The organism is Streptomyces drozdowiczii (genome assembly GCF_026167665.1).
Lineage (GTDB): Bacteria > Actinomycetota > Actinomycetes > Streptomycetales > Streptomycetaceae > Streptomyces > Streptomyces drozdowiczii_A.
In genome coordinates, this window is record NZ_CP098740.1 from 1,338,391 (window position 1) to 1,354,427 (window position 16,037).

At 71.4% G+C, this 16,037-nt stretch carries 14 protein-coding genes; 12 read left to right on the top strand and 2 right to left on the bottom strand.

The features are described 5' to 3' along the window. Positions 1-3: 3 nt before the first annotated feature. The gene (locus NEH16_RS05995; protein ID WP_265539874.1) at positions 4-1,680 is read left to right on the top strand and encodes a PucR family transcriptional regulator; all 1,677 of its coding nucleotides are present in this window, start codon (positions 4-6) and stop codon (positions 1,678-1,680) included. A gap of 25 nt (positions 1,681-1,705) precedes the next feature. Here NEH16_RS05995 and NEH16_RS06000 read toward each other — a convergent pair whose 3' ends face one another. Then, positions 1,706-2,293 (bottom strand): isochorismatase family protein, encoded by a 588-nt coding sequence (locus tag NEH16_RS06000; protein ID WP_265539876.1) that lies wholly within the window; start codon positions 2,291-2,293, stop codon positions 1,706-1,708. A gap of 185 nt (positions 2,294-2,478) precedes the next feature. Between NEH16_RS06000 and NEH16_RS06005 the strand changes: the two genes are divergently transcribed. The 11 genes from NEH16_RS06005 to menC all read left to right on the top strand — a co-directional run bounded on the left by NEH16_RS06005 (position 2,479) and on the right by menC (position 15,320). Next, positions 2,479-3,804 carry a serine hydrolase domain-containing protein gene (locus NEH16_RS06005; RefSeq protein ID WP_265539878.1) on the top strand — a complete coding sequence of 442 codons (1,326 nt, stop codon included), beginning with the start codon at positions 2,479-2,481 and terminating at the stop codon, positions 3,802-3,804. 22 nt (positions 3,805-3,826) lie between these two features. Further along, on the top strand, positions 3,827-4,756 hold the full coding sequence (locus NEH16_RS06010; protein ID WP_073966183.1) for a serine hydrolase: 930 nt from the start codon (positions 3,827-3,829) through the stop codon (positions 4,754-4,756). Then, entirely contained in the window at positions 4,753-5,670 is a 918-nt protein-coding gene (locus tag NEH16_RS06015) for a serine hydrolase (RefSeq protein ID WP_079192910.1), read from the top strand. Before NEH16_RS06010 ends, NEH16_RS06015 begins: the two co-directional genes overlap by 4 nt. Positions 5,671-5,903: 233 nt before the next feature. Next, positions 5,904-7,484, top strand: coding sequence for an ABC transporter substrate-binding protein (locus NEH16_RS06020; protein ID WP_265539881.1), 1,581 nt, complete (start codon positions 5,904-5,906; stop codon positions 7,482-7,484). Then, a complete protein-coding gene (locus NEH16_RS06025; RefSeq protein WP_265539883.1) occupies positions 7,481-8,512 on the top strand; it encodes an ABC transporter permease in 1,032 nt (343 codons plus the stop codon). The genes NEH16_RS06020 and NEH16_RS06025 overlap by 4 nt, the downstream gene beginning before the upstream one ends. Beyond that, a complete protein-coding gene (locus NEH16_RS06030; protein WP_265539885.1) occupies positions 8,512-10,329 on the top strand; it encodes a dipeptide/oligopeptide/nickel ABC transporter permease/ATP-binding protein in 1,818 nt (605 codons plus the stop codon). Before NEH16_RS06025 ends, NEH16_RS06030 begins: the two co-directional genes overlap by 1 nt. Then, complete coding sequence (locus tag NEH16_RS06035) at positions 10,326-11,018, top strand: ABC transporter ATP-binding protein (RefSeq protein WP_073966187.1); 693 nt, start codon at positions 10,326-10,328, stop codon at positions 11,016-11,018. The genes NEH16_RS06030 and NEH16_RS06035 overlap by 4 nt, the downstream gene beginning before the upstream one ends. 89 nt (positions 11,019-11,107) lie before the next feature. Further along, positions 11,108-12,130, top strand: coding sequence for a dipeptidase (locus NEH16_RS06040; protein WP_265539887.1), 1,023 nt, complete (start codon positions 11,108-11,110; stop codon positions 12,128-12,130). Positions 12,131-12,344: 214 nt separating this feature from the next. After that, positions 12,345-13,427, top strand: a complete 1,083-nt coding sequence (locus NEH16_RS06045; RefSeq protein WP_265547083.1) for a M20 family metallopeptidase — start codon at positions 12,345-12,347, stop codon at positions 13,425-13,427. Then, positions 13,424-14,182 carry a GNAT family N-acetyltransferase gene (locus NEH16_RS06050; protein ID WP_265539889.1) on the top strand — a complete coding sequence of 253 codons (759 nt, stop codon included), beginning with the start codon at positions 13,424-13,426 and terminating at the stop codon, positions 14,180-14,182. The genes NEH16_RS06045 and NEH16_RS06050 overlap by 4 nt, the downstream gene beginning before the upstream one ends. A gap of 25 nt (positions 14,183-14,207) precedes the next feature. Beyond that, entirely contained in the window at positions 14,208-15,320 is a 1,113-nt protein-coding gene (gene menC, locus NEH16_RS06055; protein WP_265539891.1) for an o-succinylbenzoate synthase, read from the top strand. Between the two features lie 96 nt (positions 15,321-15,416). On the opposite strand, the gene NEH16_RS06060 is transcribed toward menC, so the two are convergent. Further along, the gene (locus NEH16_RS06060) at positions 15,417-15,944 is read right to left on the bottom strand and encodes a DUF4383 domain-containing protein (RefSeq protein ID WP_265539893.1); all 528 of its coding nucleotides are present in this window, start codon (positions 15,942-15,944) and stop codon (positions 15,417-15,419) included. Positions 15,945-16,037: the final 93 nt, after the last annotated feature.

A 16,037-nucleotide genomic window follows, 5' to 3' on the forward strand; every position in this document is an offset into this window, starting at 1 on the left:
CACATGTCGACGCACCCCGCCCGGAGCCTCAACCGGGTGCTCGAGGACTTCGGCCACACTCTCCTTGATCTCCTGTACGGCGACCCCGACGCGGCCGGGGAGATCGGCGGCGTCGGTATCCACGACCCTTACGACGAACAGCACTACCCGGCGCACGCCATCGTCCTCGGTGTCGGTGTCCACGGCGCGAAGGAGATCGGCCGGCTGCTGCGGGATCTCGCCGAGGTCGGCGCGACCGCCCTCGTCGTCCGCGGGCCCGTCAAGGACGCCGACGAGCTGGAGCCGGTCGTGCGCGAGACCGGTGTCGCGCTGCTCGCCCTGACCCGCGGCGCGTCCTGGGCCCAGCTCGCGGCGATGCTGCGCACTCAGCTCACCGAGGGTGACGTGGGTGAAGGTGGGGGACAGACTCTGGGCGGGGTGCCGTCGGGGGACCTGTTCGCCCTGGCCAACGCCATCGCCACGCTGCTCGACGCCCCCGTCACCATCGAGGACCGCCGCTCCCGGATCCTCGCCTTCTCCGGCCGGCAGGACGAGGCGGACGCCCCCCGCGTGGAGAGCATCCTGGCCCGCCAGGTGCCCGAGCGTTATGTACGCCACCACGAGGAGCACGGCGTCTTCAAGGAGCTGTACCGCAGCGAGGGCCTGGTGCATGTGCCCCCGCCGACGCTCGGGGACGAGGTGGCGCTTCCGCGGGTGGCTGTCGCCGTCCGCGCCGGCGACGAGTTCCTCGGCTCCGTGTGGGCTGCCCTGCGCAAGCCCCTCACCCCGGAGCGGGAGAAGGCGTTCCTGGAGGCGGCCAAGCTCGTCGCCCTCCACATGCTCCGCTTCCGCGCGGGCACCGACGCCGAGAACCGGCTGCGGGCCGACCTCGTCACGACCGCACTCGAAGGCGGGGCCGGGGCCGTGGAGGCGCTCGGTCGGCTCGGCCTGGTCGACGAACCCACCCTGGTCATGGCGATGGGTCTCGCGCCCGCGCCGGACGAGGACCACGCCCATCTCACCGCCGAGCGCCAGCGTCTGGCCTCCGCCCTGGCCGTCCACCTGACGGCCGTACAGCCGCGGTCCGCCGTCGCGCTGCTCGGCGATGTGGCGTACGCGCTCTTCCCCGTGCCCGACGACACCTCCCATACCCGCGAGCGCGCCTTGCAGGTGGCCTCGAACTTTCTGGCCCGCACCGGCGAACGGACTGGCGCCGTCATCGGGATCGGCTCGGTCGCCGACGAACCCGCCGCGCTCCCGCGTTCACGGGCCAACGCCGACCGGGCGCTGCGCGTGCTGTTCACCGGACAGACCGGGAAGCGTGCCGCCTCGATCGCCGACGTCTACATCGACGCCCTGCTGATAGAGATGCGCGACCAGGCCGTGGCCAACCGCGACGAGCTGTCGGGCCCCCTCGCCCGCCTCGTGGCCTACGACGTCAAGCACAACGCCCACCTGGTCGAGACCCTGCGGGCGTGGCTGGACGCCTTCGGAGACGTGATCACCGCCTCCGCGAGCGTCTTCGTCCACCCCAACACCTTCCGTTACCGCATCCGCCGGGCGGCCGAGGTGGGCGAGATCGACCTCCAGGATCCCTCGGCGAGGTTCGCCGCGATGCTTCAGCTCCGTCTGCTGGGCCCTCAGGCCGGCGGCGCGGCCCGTCCGGAAGGCCCGGGCATCGCCGCCGACCGGCGAGGCTGAGAACTGACTCGTGGGGCGGTGCCGTTCAGAGGCGGACGCCCGGCGGGACGGCCAGATCCGCGTGGGTGTCGTGGAAGGCCTCGGCGTCCTGGATGGTGCGCACCCAGTCGTAGAACAGCTCCTTCGTGGAGAGTGTCTCGATGCCCCGGCCTGCCAGACGGCGCAGCCCCCGCTCATGGGCCGGGCCCGGGGAGTAGGCGGCGTCGTCCACGACCGCGACGCGCTTGCCGGCGTGGTGCAGCTGGATCGCCGAGTGGGCCACGCAGATGTCGGTCTCGATGCCGACCAGGATCATGGTCGTGCGGCCGGTGGCCTCGATCGCGGCGGCGATGTCGGGGTTGTCCCAGACGGCGAAGGCGTTCTTCGGCAGGGTGACCGCCTTGGCCGGCAGCACCTCGCGGATCTCCGGCACGGTGTGCCCGCCGGCCGCCGGGTCCTCCTCGGTCACCACGACCGGGATCTCCAGGCGGTCGGCCACCGACGTGATCCAGGCGATGCGCCGCACCATGTCCTGGAACCGCTGCCGGTCCACGTCGAGCCGCCGGGGCGGGTAGAAATCGGTCTGCACATCGATGATCACCAGGGCGCAGTCGTCGCGGTCGATCAGCGGCATCGTCGTCTCGTCTCCTAGTACGTCGGGTGAACGCCACCCTAGGAACTCCGACCACGACCGGAGTTGTCCCCCGGACCAAGCTCTGACCTGCACCTTCGTATCCCCGCACGAACAATCGCTCGTTGTCCGCGCATACGCTTCCGGCCAAGTTCACGAAGCCGCATCGAGTCACCCGGAGGACGTGCGTGAAGCCCGACATCGAGCACTGGGCCGGCCGCCTCGCAGCCCTGGCCGCCGACTCCGAGGTGCCGGGCGCGAGCCTGGCCTTCTGGCACGACAGCGAGCTGTACGAGTGCGCCACCGGCGTCCTCAACACCACCACCGGCGCGCCCGCACACACCGACTCGCTGTTCCAGATCGGTTCCATCACCAAGGTGTGGACCGCAACCCAGCTGATGCTCCTGGCCGAGCAGGGACACGTCACGCTGGACACCCCCGTCGTGGAGATCCTGCCGGAATTCCGGGTGGGGAACCCCGAGGCGACGGCCGCGATCACCCTGCGCCACCTGCTCACCCACACCTCGGGCATCGACGGCGACCTGTTCCTCGACACCGGCCGCGGCGACGACTGCCTGCGCCGGTACACCGAGGCGTGCGCCGACCTGGAACAGACCTTCCCCGTCGGGGACTCCCACTCGTACTGCAACTCCGGCTTCGTCGTCGCCGGCCGGATCGTCGAGCAGCTCACCGGAAAGGTGTGGGACCAGGCCCTGCGCGAGCAGATCTGCGACCCGCTCGGCCTCACCCACACCTGGACACTGCCCGAGGACGTCCTGCGCTTCGGCGCGGCCGTCGGCCACGACGAGCACGGTGCCGTGGTGCCGCAGTGGGGACTGCCCCGGTCCGTCGGCCCCGCCGGGCTGATCTGTGCCCGGGCCGCCGACGTGGTCGCCTTCGGCCGCGCCCACCTCGCCCCCGGAGCACTCCTCGCCGACCCCGCCGCCCTGCGGCAGCCTCAGGTCGACCTGCCCAATCCGCACACCGGCGGGCGGCAGTGGGGCATCGGCTGGAGCCTGGACGAGTGGGACGGCCACCAGGTGGTCTCCCACACCGGCGACACCATCGGCCAGCACGCCGCGCTGTGGGTCCTGCCGGAACTCGGCACGGTGGTCACCGCGCTGATCAACGGCGGCCGGAGCGTCGAGTTCCAGCACCGCCTCGCCGGCGAACTCCTCGGCACCCTGCACGCGATCGACGTCCCCGCCCCCTTGGCGCCGCCCGGCCGGCCCGTCGACATCGACACCGCCCCCTTCACGGGCGTCTACGAGCGCGCCGGCAGCCGGATTCATGTGACCGCGCACGACAGAGGGCTGCGCCTGCGCACCGAACCCACAGGCATCCTCGTCGGCCTCGCACGCTCCCGCACCCTCGACCTCGTCGCCGTCGACGCGACCACCTTCGTCGGCCGCGACGAGGGCGACTCCGTCTGGGACGCGGTGGTGTTCGAGCAGCGCCCCGACGGCCCCTCGTACCTCCACTACAGCGGCCGAGCCACCCCCAAGACCAGCTGACCTCCGCACGAGGGGACCATCCATGGCACCACTTACCAGCGTCGACGGGGCGACCGCCGCTCTCCGGTCGGTCTTCGGCGAAGCCGGCGTCGAGGGCTTCGTCCACGCCCGCGACATCGACGGCGACCGCGAAGCGGGTTTCCGCGCCGACGCCCCGGTCATCGTCGCCTCCATCCGCAAGATCGCCGTCGCGCTCGCCTATGCCCGCCAGGCGGCAGCCGGTGCACTTGACCGGGACGCCCGGCACACCATCACCGCGGCCAACCGCGAAGGCGGTGGCATCGGCACCGACAGCTGCCTGCACGACGTCACCCTGAGCACTCGCGACCTCGCCTTCTTCATGCTGTCCATGAGCGACAACGCGGCCACCGACAAGCTCATGGAGATCCTGGGAACGGACCAGGTGCGGGCCGTCGCCGCCGAACTGGGCTGCCCGGACCTTCCGGTCGGGCGCTACCGCGAGCTGTGGGACCCGGTCTGGGCCGAACTCGGCCTCGACCCCGACGGCGACCTCGACGCCCAGCTCGACCGGGTGAGCGAGGACCGGATCAGGGGCCTGGCGATGCTCGACCCCACCCGTTCCGCCTCCAGCACTCCCCGCCAGATCACCTCCCTGCTCACCGCGATCTGGAGGGACCGGGCCGGACCCCCGGAAGCGTGCGCCGAGGTCCGCGAACTCATGAGCCACCAGCTCTCGGTCCACCGGCTCGCCGCGGGCTTCCGCCACGACGTCCGCGTCGCGGCCAAGAACGGCTCCCTGTGGGGCGTCCTCAACGAAGCCGCCGTCGTCGAATACCCCGACGGCGGCCGCTACGCCGTCGCGGTCTTCCTGCGCACCCCCTCCCTCGGCGGCCGCAGCCCGGCCGCCGACGCGGCGATCGGCCTAGCGGCACGGACCGCCGTCGAACGCCTGCGCCGCCCCCCGGCCCTGCCGACCAAGGAGACGAGATGACCACAGCCCCAGCCCAGCCGGGAGGAGCCGAGCAGATCCACACCGCGCTTTCCTCCACCTTCACGCAGGCGAAGGTGGAGGGAACCGTGCACGTCCGGGACCTCGACACCGGAGCGGAGTTCGCTCACGCCGCCGACACCCCGGTCGTACTCGCCTCCGTCTTCAAGATCCCCATCGCCCTCGAGTACGCCCGCCAGGCTGCCTCGGGGGAACTCGACCCCGCACGGCGCCACTCCGTCACATCCGCCTACCGGGCCGGCGGCAGCGGCACCGACGGCTGCGCCCACGACGTCGAGATGAGCGCCCGCGACCTGGCCTTCATGATGATGACGATCAGCGACAACGCGGCGACCGACCTGCTCCTGGACATCGTCGGACCCGACCGGGTCCGCGCCACCCTCGACGGTCTGGGCCTCCCCGGCTTCGGGTTCTCCTCCTGCTCCGCCCTCGACGACGACATCCGCCAGGAACTCGGTCTCGCGCCGGACCGCTCCCTCGACGACCAACTGGCCGGCATCCCCGACCAACGGCTTCTCACCCTCCGTGCCTGCACCCCCGGCACCAGCCCGTCCAGCACGCCCCGCGAGGTGACCGCGCTCCTCGCCGCCATCTGGCACGACGAAGCCGGACCGGCGCGTGCCTGCGCCGAAGTACGGGAGATCATGCGCGCGCAGGTGTGGCAGCACCGGCTCGTCTCCGGCTTCCCCGAGCCGGGCGTCCGGCTCGCCGGGAAGACCGGCACCGACTTCTCCGTACGCAACGAAGCAGGCGTCATCGAGTACCCCGACGGCAAGCGGTACGCCGTAGGCGTCTTCCTGCGCACCTCGACGGCCGTCACGCGCCAGCCCCTCGCAGACCGCGCGATCGGCCGCGCCGCCCGGCTGGCCGTCGACCACCTGCGCGCCGGGACCTGAACGGGACGCCCTGTGCACGCCGCCTGTCCCGACGAAACGCCCTGGCCCCGGACCGCCGACCCGCAGTCCGGGGCCCGCGTGTCTCCATGGCCGTCACACGGCTTGGGACCTGGCACCGAACCGGCGAGGCAGCTTTCGTCGCCCCGTCTGAATCATTTCCAGCCATGAGCCGCGACTGTGGGGCAACTCTCCCGCCCGAGGAGCCCCCGATGGAGCCCCCTATGAAACCCCCGATGAAGAGAGCAAAGGCGATATCAGCCTGTCTCGCGGTGTCACTGCTGGCGGCCGGCTGTGGCAACGTCGCCCAGGCCGGATCGTCCGGCGGTGACGCCTTCAGCTACGCGATCAAGAGCGACCCCGGACTGCTCGACCCCGCCCAGGTGCAGAACACCACCACGTACACCGCGCTGTCGCTCGCCTACGACACCCTGGTGAACACCGGACCCGACGGCCGGATCGTCTCCGCACTCGCCGAGAAGTGGCACGTCACACCCGCTTCCGTCACCTTCACCCTGCGTCGTGGTGTGACCTGTTCCGACGGCAGCCCCGTGACGGCGAGCACGGTCGCCGCCAACGTCAGGCACATCACCGACCCGGCCACCAAGTCGCCCGCGTACGGCGTCGTGGTCCCCGAAGGGCTGACCGCGAGGGCGGACGACGCGACCGGCACCGTGACGCTCTCCACACCGGAGCCTTTCGCCTTCATCCTGCAGAGCACCCGCTACCTGTTCATCGTCTGCGGAGCGGGGTTGAAGGACCGCGCGCTGCTGGCGAGCGGCACATCGGGATCCGGCCCGTTCAAGCTCACCTCCGCCGAGCCCGGCCGGAGCTACACCTTCGCCAGACGCGACGACTACGCCTGGGGGCCGAACGGCGCAACCACCGCCGACCCCGCCATGCCCGGCTCCGTCGTGCTCAGAGTCGTCGGCAGCGAGGCGACCACGGCCAACCTTCTGCTCTCCCACCAGCTCAACGGCGCACAGCTCGCCGGCCCCGACCGCGCCCGCGTCACCCACATCCCCGGCGTGACCACCACCGTGCAGGCCAACGGCACACAGGAGTTCTTCCTCCACCAGGGCAAGGGCCATCCCGGCAGCGACCCGGCCGTCCGCAAGGCCCTGCTCCGAGCCGTCGACTTCGACTCCCTCGGAGCGATCGCCACGGGCGGTACCGGCCGCGCACCCACCGGCCTGGTCATGAACCCCAAGCCGTGTCCCGGCGACACCGTCACAGGCCGCCTGCCCGTCTTCGACCCCCAGGCGGCCGAAGCGGCGCTGCACGCCGCGGGCTGGCGACGCGGCCCCGACGGCGTGCGCGTGAAGGAAGGCAAGAAGCTCACCCTCCGCATGATCTACGGCACGTCGTCGGGCGAGACCATGGCCGCCGCGGCCGAGTACCTGGCCGAGTCGTGGAAGAACGTCGGCGTCGACGTCCGTCTGCGGGCGGTGTCCGACGCGGCGTACGCCGAGGTCGAAGCGGTCACCCAGGACTGGGACGTGGACTGGGCGCCGCTCGGCGTCACACTGCCCACCCAGCTCCTCGGCGCTCTCTCCGGGCCCTTCACCCCCGACGGCGGCAACTTCGCCCACCTTGCCAACAAGAAGTACGAGCAGCTCACCGCCGAGGCCGTCAAGCTCCCCGGCGCCGCCGGCTGCGCCCTGTGGGCGCGATCCGAGCACGCCCTCATCGACAGCGGCGACATCGTCCCCGTCGTCGACAAGACCGTCACGGTGGCCGCCCACAAAGCCACCTTCCGCATCACGGCCGGACTCTTCGACCCGACGTCGATCCGGATGACGGGAGGACAGGAGTGACCGCCCCCTCCGACGTGCTCACCGCGCACGAAGCACCCAGCGCCGCAGCCGTGCCGCGCCGCCCCCGTCGGCTGACCGCGCGCTTCTTCGCCCGGCAGGTGCTGCGCCTGGCCGGCTCTCTCTCCGTGCTTGTCGTGGCCTCGTTCGCGATGATCCATCTGATCCCCGGCGACCCGCTGCGCCAGATGCTCGGCCCGACCGCACCGAAGGAACTCGTCGACCAGCGCCGCAGCGCACTCGGCCTCGACCAGCCGATTCCCACTCAGTTCACGCACTATGTGCGGGACCTCGTCTCGGGCGACCTCGGCACCTCCTTCTTCACCTCGCAGAAGGTGACCGACATCATCGGCCAGGGCCTGCCCAACACCCTGGCACTCGCGGTCCTGGCCACCCTCACCGCGCTCGCCGTGGCCGTACCGCTGGGCCTGTGGGCCGCCGTCCGCACCCACAACGGACGCCGGCGCGGCACCGAGACCGCGTTCACCACCCTCACCGGCACAGCCGTCGCGATCCCCGAATACCTCTACGGACTGGCGCTGCTGCTCACCCTCTCCCTGGGCCTCGGCCTCCTCCCGCCCGCCGGCCTCACGGGGCCCGCCTCCTTCGTCCTGCCGGTCACGGCACTCGCCATCGCCCCGGCCGCGATGATCGCCCGCCTGGCGCGTGTGGAGACCCTGCGCGAACTCGACACCGACTACATGCGTTTGGCCCAGGCCAAGCGGCTGCCCGCCTGGCGGCTGTATGCGGTGCACCTGCTCCCCAACACCCTTACCGCGACCCTGACCATGGGCGGCCTGCTGCTCAGCGGTCTGATCACCGGCAGTGTCCTGGTGGAGAACGTCTTCGCGTGGCCGGGCCTGGGACTGCGCACCGTCGAGGCGATCACGCAGAAGGACTACCCCGTGGCGCAGGCCATGATCCTCGTCTACGGAGCGCTGGTCCTCGTCGTCAACTTCCTCGTGGACATCCTGCTCGGGATCCTCGACCCCAAGTCGTCCCTGTCCGCCTCCAACCGCAGGGAGGGCTGATGCGCCGCCTTCTGAAGAACCCCGCCGGCCTGCTGGGCACCGTGATCATTGCCCTCATGGTCCTTCTCGCGATCGTCGCCCCACTGATCTGGGAGGAAGCCGCCACCCGGATGAACCCGGAGGCGATCAGCCAGGGAGCCTCCGCCTCGCATCCGCTCGGCACCGACGCACTCGGCAGGGACCTGCTGGCGCGGACCCTGGTCGCCACCCGGCTGACCCTGGGCCTGGCCTTCCTGGCCACGCTGATCGGAACCGTCTCCGGCATCCTCCTGGGTACCCTGCCGCAGATCCTGCCGCGGCGCGCGGGCCGGGCGGTCATCGCCGCAGTCGACCTGCTGGTCGCCTTTCCCGCCCTTCTGCTCGCCATGTTCACCGCCGTCGTCGCCGGGCTCGGAGCGCAGGGCGCCGTCCTCGGGATCGGCGTCGCCCTCGCACCGGCCTTCGCCCGCCTCACCCACACCATGACGGCGACCGTCGCAGGTTCCGACTACATCGCCGCGGCCCGCATGCTGCGCGTGCCCCGCCACCGCATCCTCACCCGGCACGTCCTGCCCAACATCGCCGAGCCGCTCATCCTCAACACGGCCCAGGCCATGGGCAGTGCCCTGCTCGGCCTGTCCGCGATGTCCTTCCTCGGCATGGGCGTTCAGGCGCCCGCGTACGACTGGGGCCGACTGCTCAACGAAGCCTTCGGCCATGTCTATGTCACCCCGTCCGTCGTCGTCGCCCCCGCCCTCGCCGTCAGCCTCGCCGGCCTCGGCTTCATGCTCCTCGGTGACACCTTCGCCAAGGCCGCCGCCCACAGCCGCGAAGCGGCCGGCGAGCCGGTCGCCCCCGTCGTGGCCCCCGCCAGGGACGAACCCGTACCGGATGCCGTCCTGGAGGTGCGGGACCTCGCCGTCGCCTTCCCCGGCGGCGTCACCCCCGTACGCCAGGTGTCGCTGACCGTCCATGAGGGCGAGATCGTCGGCCTGGTCGGCGAGTCGGGCAGCGGCAAGAGCATGACCGCAGCCGCCATCGGGCAGATCGTGCCCTACCCCGGTCTCACCGGCAGCGCCCGTATGCGGCTCGGCGGGGTGGACCTGGACGGCCTCACGGACGCGGAGCGCCGCAAGCTGCTCGGCTCGTCACTGGCCATGGTCTTCCAGGACCCCACATCCTCGCTCAACCCGGCCCTGCGGGTCGGCGGCCAGCTCGCGGAAGTGGCCACCCTGCACGGCGGAGCCACGCGCACCGAGGCACGGGCCCGCGCCGTCGAACGCCTCGACCGGGTCCGCATCAAGCACCCCGACGACGTTGCCAAGCGGTACCCGCACGAGCTGTCCGGCGGCATGCGCCAGCGCGCCGTCATCGCTATGGGCCTGATGAACACGCCCCGCCTGATCATCGCGGACGAGCCCACCACCGCCCTCGACGTCACCGTCCAGCGCGAGGTCCTGCGGGTCCTGCGCGAGGCGGTCGACGCGACGCAGGCCGGAGCCCTGTTCATCTCCCACGACATCGCCGTCGTCAGCGAACTGTGCGACCGGATCGCCGTCATGTATGCGGGCCGCATCGTCGAGGAACTCCCCGCCGACGCCCTCCACCTCGCCCGCCACCCCTACACCCGGGCCCTGGTCGGCTCCCTGCCCGACATGGACACCGACCGATCGGGCCCCCTCGCCACCATCCCCGGCCGCCAGCCCGCGCCCGCCGATGTCGCGGACGGCTGTGCCTTCGCCGACCGATGCACCTTCACCACCGCCCGCTGCGCTGTCCGCCCCGAGCTGCTCACCCGCACGGACACCCACTCCGTGGCCTGCTGGGAGGTCCGGTGAACATCGACAGCCTCACCGTCCGATACGGCTCCTTCACCGCGGTCGACCGCGTCAGCCTGGAGGTACCGAAGGGATCCGTCACCGGCCTCGTCGGGGAGTCGGGCTCCGGGAAGTCCACCGTGGCCCGTGCCGTGGCCGGCCTGACCCCGTACCAGGGCACGGTCACCGGCGTGGCGCCCGGCCGCATCCAGATGGTCTTCCAGGACCCGTACTCCTCGCTGAACCCGCGCATGAGCATCGGCGACGCCATCGCCGAAGGCACCCGCGTCCCCCGCGCCCAACGGCAGGAGGAGGTCGGCCGCCTCCTCGACCTGGTCTCCCTCCCGGCCGCGTACTCGGGCAAGTACCCCCGCGAACTCTCCGGCGGCCAGCGTCAGCGCGTCGCCATCGCCCGCGCCCTCGCCGCCCGGCCGGAGCTCCTCATCGCCGACGAGATCACCTCCGCGCTCGACGTCTCCGTCCAGGGCGCAGTCCTCAACCTGCTGCGCGAACTGCGCGGCGAACTCGGCCTGACCATGCTCTTCATCTCCCACAACCTCGCCGTCGTGCGCTACGTCTGCGACACCGTCGCCGTCATGCACCATGGCCGGCTCGTCGAGTCCGGCCCTGTCGAGAACGTGATCGGCGCACCTCAGGACGCCTACACCCGCGCCCTCCTCGACGCGGTCCCCCGCCTGGCCCGCGCCTGATCCACCTGTTCCTCCTCCCACGCGTCCGGCGGCCCACACCCCTTTTCCAAGGGCCGCCGGACGCATCCTCCCTGCCCGAAAGGACTCTCGTGCCCCACGACCTGCACCACCGCGCCGTCGTCGCCGACGCCCACAACGACCTCCTCATGGCCGTCTCCGCGCGCCCGCCCAAGCGCTGGGGCCCCTACTTCCGCGAACGCTGGCTGCCTCAACTGCGCGACGGCGGCGTCGACATCCAGGTCCTGCCCGTGTTCATCGACGACCAGTACCGCCCCGAAGGCGCACTGCGGCAGACCCTCCGCATGATCGAGTGCGCCCACGTCCTCGCCGAAGCCAATGCCGACCAGGTCGCCCTGTGCCTGAACGGCACCGAGATCGACGCGGCCCTCGCCGAGGGGAAGATCGCGCTTGTCCTGGCCCTGGAGAGCGCCCCCGGCATCGACGCCTCCGTCGAGCTCTTCCCCACCCTCTTCCGGCTCGGCGTACGGATCGCCTCCATCGCCCACTGGGGGCGTACCCCGCTCGCCGACGGCAGCCGCGAGGACGCCACCGGCAGTCGACTGACCGGGCCCGGAATCGAGGCGCTGCGGGAGATGGAAAGCCTCGGCATGCTCTTCGACATCTCCCACTTGGGCGCCGGCGGCGTCGCCCATGTGCTGGAACTGGCCACCCGGCCGCTGATCGCCACCCACTCGTGCGCCCGCGCCCTGCGCGACCACCACCGCAACCTCACCGACGAACAGATCCGGGGCGTGGCCGCCACCGGCGGCGTCATCTGCGTCAACTTCGTCCCGGACTTCCTCACCGACGACCAGGCGAAGGTGGGCACCGACCGGATCGTCGACCACATCGAGCACATCGTCTCCGTCGCGGGGATCGACCACGTCGGCCTCGGCTCGGACTTCGTCCGCGAGGTCATGCACGACGTCACCCCGCCCTGCTGCGAGAGCCTGGACGACGAGGACCCGATGTTCGACTTCCCGGGCCTCGAAGGCCCGGCCGGAATGCCGCTGGTGACCGAGGCGCTCGTGCGCAGAGGTCTGGCCGAGGCGGACATCCTGAAGATCCTCGGCGGGAACATGCGCCGGCTCATGGCCGAGCACATGGGCTGACCTGCGCTCCGCGCCGAGAACGGTGCCCGGTGGGGTGTTCGGACCACGGTACGAACCGGACGCCCAGGTTGTCGCCACGGCACCAACCGGACCATGGACCGCCTGCCTAGCGTGGCGGTCATCCCAACCTGGAGGACCCACCGTGCCGGTTGACCAAGAACCGAATTCCCCCCGAGCGGATGCCGTGCCCGCCCCCGGATTCGCACTCGGCGCCATGCTCGCCGACCTCGAAGAACTCGTGACCTGCGAGTCGTACTCCGCCGACCACGCCGCCGTCGCACGCAGCGCCCGGGTGGTCGCCGACCAGGGCAGCCGGCTGCTCGGCGCCCACCCGCAGACGCTGGTCGTCAACGGTGTCACCCACGTCCAATGGACGTTCGGCACCCCGCGCGTCCTGCTCCTGGGCCACCACGACACCGTGTGGCCGATCGGCTCGCTCGCCACCCACCCGTGGTCGGTGGAGCAGGGCATCGCCCGTGGACCAGGTGTCTTCGACATGAAGGCCGGCCTGGTCCAGATGTTCCACGCTCTGGCCTCCCTGCCCTCCCTCGACGGTGTCTGCGTCCTGGTGACCGGCGACGAGGAGGTCGGCTCGGACACCTCCCGCGACCTCATCGAGGACCTGGCACGCCGGTGTGCCGCCACCCTCGTCCTTGAGCCCTCCGCCCCGGGCGGAGCGCTCAAGACCGGCCGCAAGGGCGTCTCCCTCTACGACCTCACCCTCCACGGCCGCGCCGCCCACTCCGGGCTCGAACCCGAGAAGGGCATCAACGCGGCCACCGAACTGGCCCACCAGATCCTCGCCCTCAGCCGCATCGCCGACACGGTGACCACGCAGACCGGCCCCGGCACGACGGTGACCCCGACGCTCCTGTCGGCCGGCACCGCGAACAACACCGTGCCCGCCCGGGCCGACCTCAGCGTGGACGTACGCGTTCCGACAACGGCGGCCCAGGAAGCCGTCGACCAGCTGGTGCGAACGCTGCGCACCGAACACCCCGACGCCCGCCTGCACATCTCGGGCGGCCCCAACCGCCCGCCGCTGGACCCGGACGCCTCCCACAAGCTCTTCGTCCTGGCCGACGGCATCGCCTCCCGAATCGGCAGCGGCCCCCTGCGCCAGGCAGCCGTCGGCGGCGCCTCCGACGGCAACTACACCGCCGGTGTCGGCTGCCCCACCCTCGACGGCCTCGGAGCCGTCGGCGACGGCGCCCACGCCGACCACGAACACGTCGTCACCGCCGCCATGCCGGATCGTGCCAGGCTCCTGGCCCACCTCGTCGGAGCGATGCAGTGAGCGCACTCGACCTGAGAGAGCTCCACACCATGGAGGACCTCGACACCGTCAGCCGTCTCTACGCCGGCATCTGGGGCACGGACGCCGGCAGCCCGCCCGTCTCCGCCGAAGTCATGCGCGCCCTGTCCCACGCGGGCAACTACATCACCGGCGCCTACGAGGACGGCCGCCTGGTGGGTGCCTCGGTCGCCTTCTACGGCGAACCCATCGGCACGACCCTGCACTCCCACATCACCGGCACCGCCATGGGGCGCGGCGTCGGCCTCGCGCTCAAGCTGCACCAGCGCGAGTGGGCCCTCGCCCGCGGAATCAAGCGCATCACCTGGACCTACGATCCGCTGATCCGCCGCAACGCCTACTTCAACCTCGTCAAGCTCGGCGCCCGCCCCGAGGAGTACCTCCAGTCCTTCTACGGCGCCATGGACGACGCCATCAACGGCGGTGACGAGTCCGACCGCGTCCTGACCGCCTGGGACCTGACGGCACCCGCGGGACCGTACAGCCCGGACCTGCCCGCCGATGTCGCACGGGCGGTCACCAACGACGACGGCCGCCCCGTGATCGGCCCCACCGACGCCGCCACCGTCCTCATCGACCTTCCCGACGACATCGAATCCCTGCGTCGCACCGCTCCGAGCGCCGCCCACGACTGGCGGTTGGCCGTACGGCACGCCCTGGCCGGCCTGCTGGCCGACGGCGCCCGTGTCACCGGATTCCACGACCGCCGCAGTTACGTCCTCCACCGCATGAGCTGACCACCCCACCAGGAGCCACCCGCACATGAAGACCACGATCTCCGGCGTCGAACTGCGCCGCATCGCCATGCCCCTCGTCGCTCCCTTCCGTACCTCCTTCGGGATCGAGACCAGCCGAGACGTCCTGCTCGTCCGCGTCGTCACCTCCGACGGAACCGAAGGCTGGGCCGAGTGCGCGGCCATGTCCGAGCCCCGCTATTGCCCGGAGTACGTCGACGGAGCCCAGGACGTCCTGCGCCGCCACCTCGTACCCGCCCTGCCCCGGAACCGGGTGGACGCGACAGCCGTCGGCCGGGCGCTCGCACCCTTCACCGGCCACCACATGGCCAAGTCGGTCCTGGAGACCGCTGTCCTCGACGCCCAGCTCCGGCTCACCGGCGAGTCCTTCGCCTCCCACCTCGGCGCGGCACGCGAGCGCGTTACCTGCGGTGTCTCCGTCGGCATCATGAACTCGATACCCGAGCTCTTGGACGCCGTCGACGGCTACGTCGCCGAGGGCTACGTACGCATCAAGCTGAAGATCGAACCCGGCTGGGACGTCGAACCCGTCCGCGCCGTCCGCGAGCGCTTCGGCGACGACCTCCTCCTCCAGGTCGACGCCAACGCCGCCTACACCCTCGTCGACGCCCAGCAACTCGCCAAGCTGGACGACTTCGGCCTCCTCCTCGTCGAACAGCCCTTGGCCAACGACGACATGGTCCAGCATGCCCAGCTCGCCAAGCTGCTGCGCACCCCGATCTGTCTGGACGAGTCCATCGAGTCCGCCGCCCACGCCGCGGCGGCCATCACCCTCGGCGCCTGCTCGATCATCAACATCAAGCCGGCCCGAGTCGGCGGCTACCTCGAAGCCCGCCGCATCCACGACCTCGCCCGCGCCCACGGTGTCCCCGTCTGGTGCGGCGGCATGCTGGAGACCGGCATCGGCCGCGCCGCCAACGTCGCTCTCGCCGCCCTCCCGGGCTTCACCCTCCCCGGCGACACCTCCGGCTCCCACCGCTACTTCGCCACGGATATCACCGACCCCTTCGTCCTCGCCGACGGCCACCTCGACGTCCCGACCGGCCCGGGCCTCGGCATCGAACCCCTCACGGACGTCCTCAAGGAGGTCACCACCTCCACGGAATGGATCGAGCTCTAGCCCTGCGTCAGGCCGACCTCGCCGACAGCTCCCTGGGCGGGTCGCGCCGCGTCCCGCCGGGTCCTGTCCAGGCCGCCCCGGCCGGGAGGTCGGCGATCAGGGCCGGTGCTGTTCCAGGGCGGCGCGCGACGCGCCGGTGGCCTTCGCGCGTTCGCGGGCCGCCTGCTCGGGGTGGCGGCGGCGCCAGTAGGGGTTGTCGTGGGAGAGCTTGCTGGACACCCGGCCGTACATCCCGAACGTGGCGATGACCAGGCCCATGACGAAGCTGAAGATCACGTTGCTCATACCGAAGTCGAGGATGTTGGCGGAACGGTCCAGCACGAAGATGTGCGCGAAGCCGCTGAGGACGAAGAGCGCGCCGACCGTCATGTTGAGGACGGAGGCGAAGTTGCCGCCGATCACCGCTCCGGCGAGCAGCGCGAGGCCGACGACCGTGGAGATGACGCTGAGGGCGATGTTGGTGCTCATGCCCGCGATCGTGTCGCCGGCCGTGTCGAGGGGGCTCAGCGCGTCGGCGAAGCCGAGTCCCGCGAACGCCAGCAGGATGAGGCCGCAGAGGCCCGCGCCGTAGCGGTAGACGGTGGCCAGATGGTGGTCGAGCGGGAGTTCGTCCTTGAGGTTCATGACAGTGATTCGGCCCGCCCGCCCGCTTTGGATGCATACGGGATGATCCGGGGCGCGACGAGCGCGGTGGCGCCGGGGGCGCCATGATCGGTC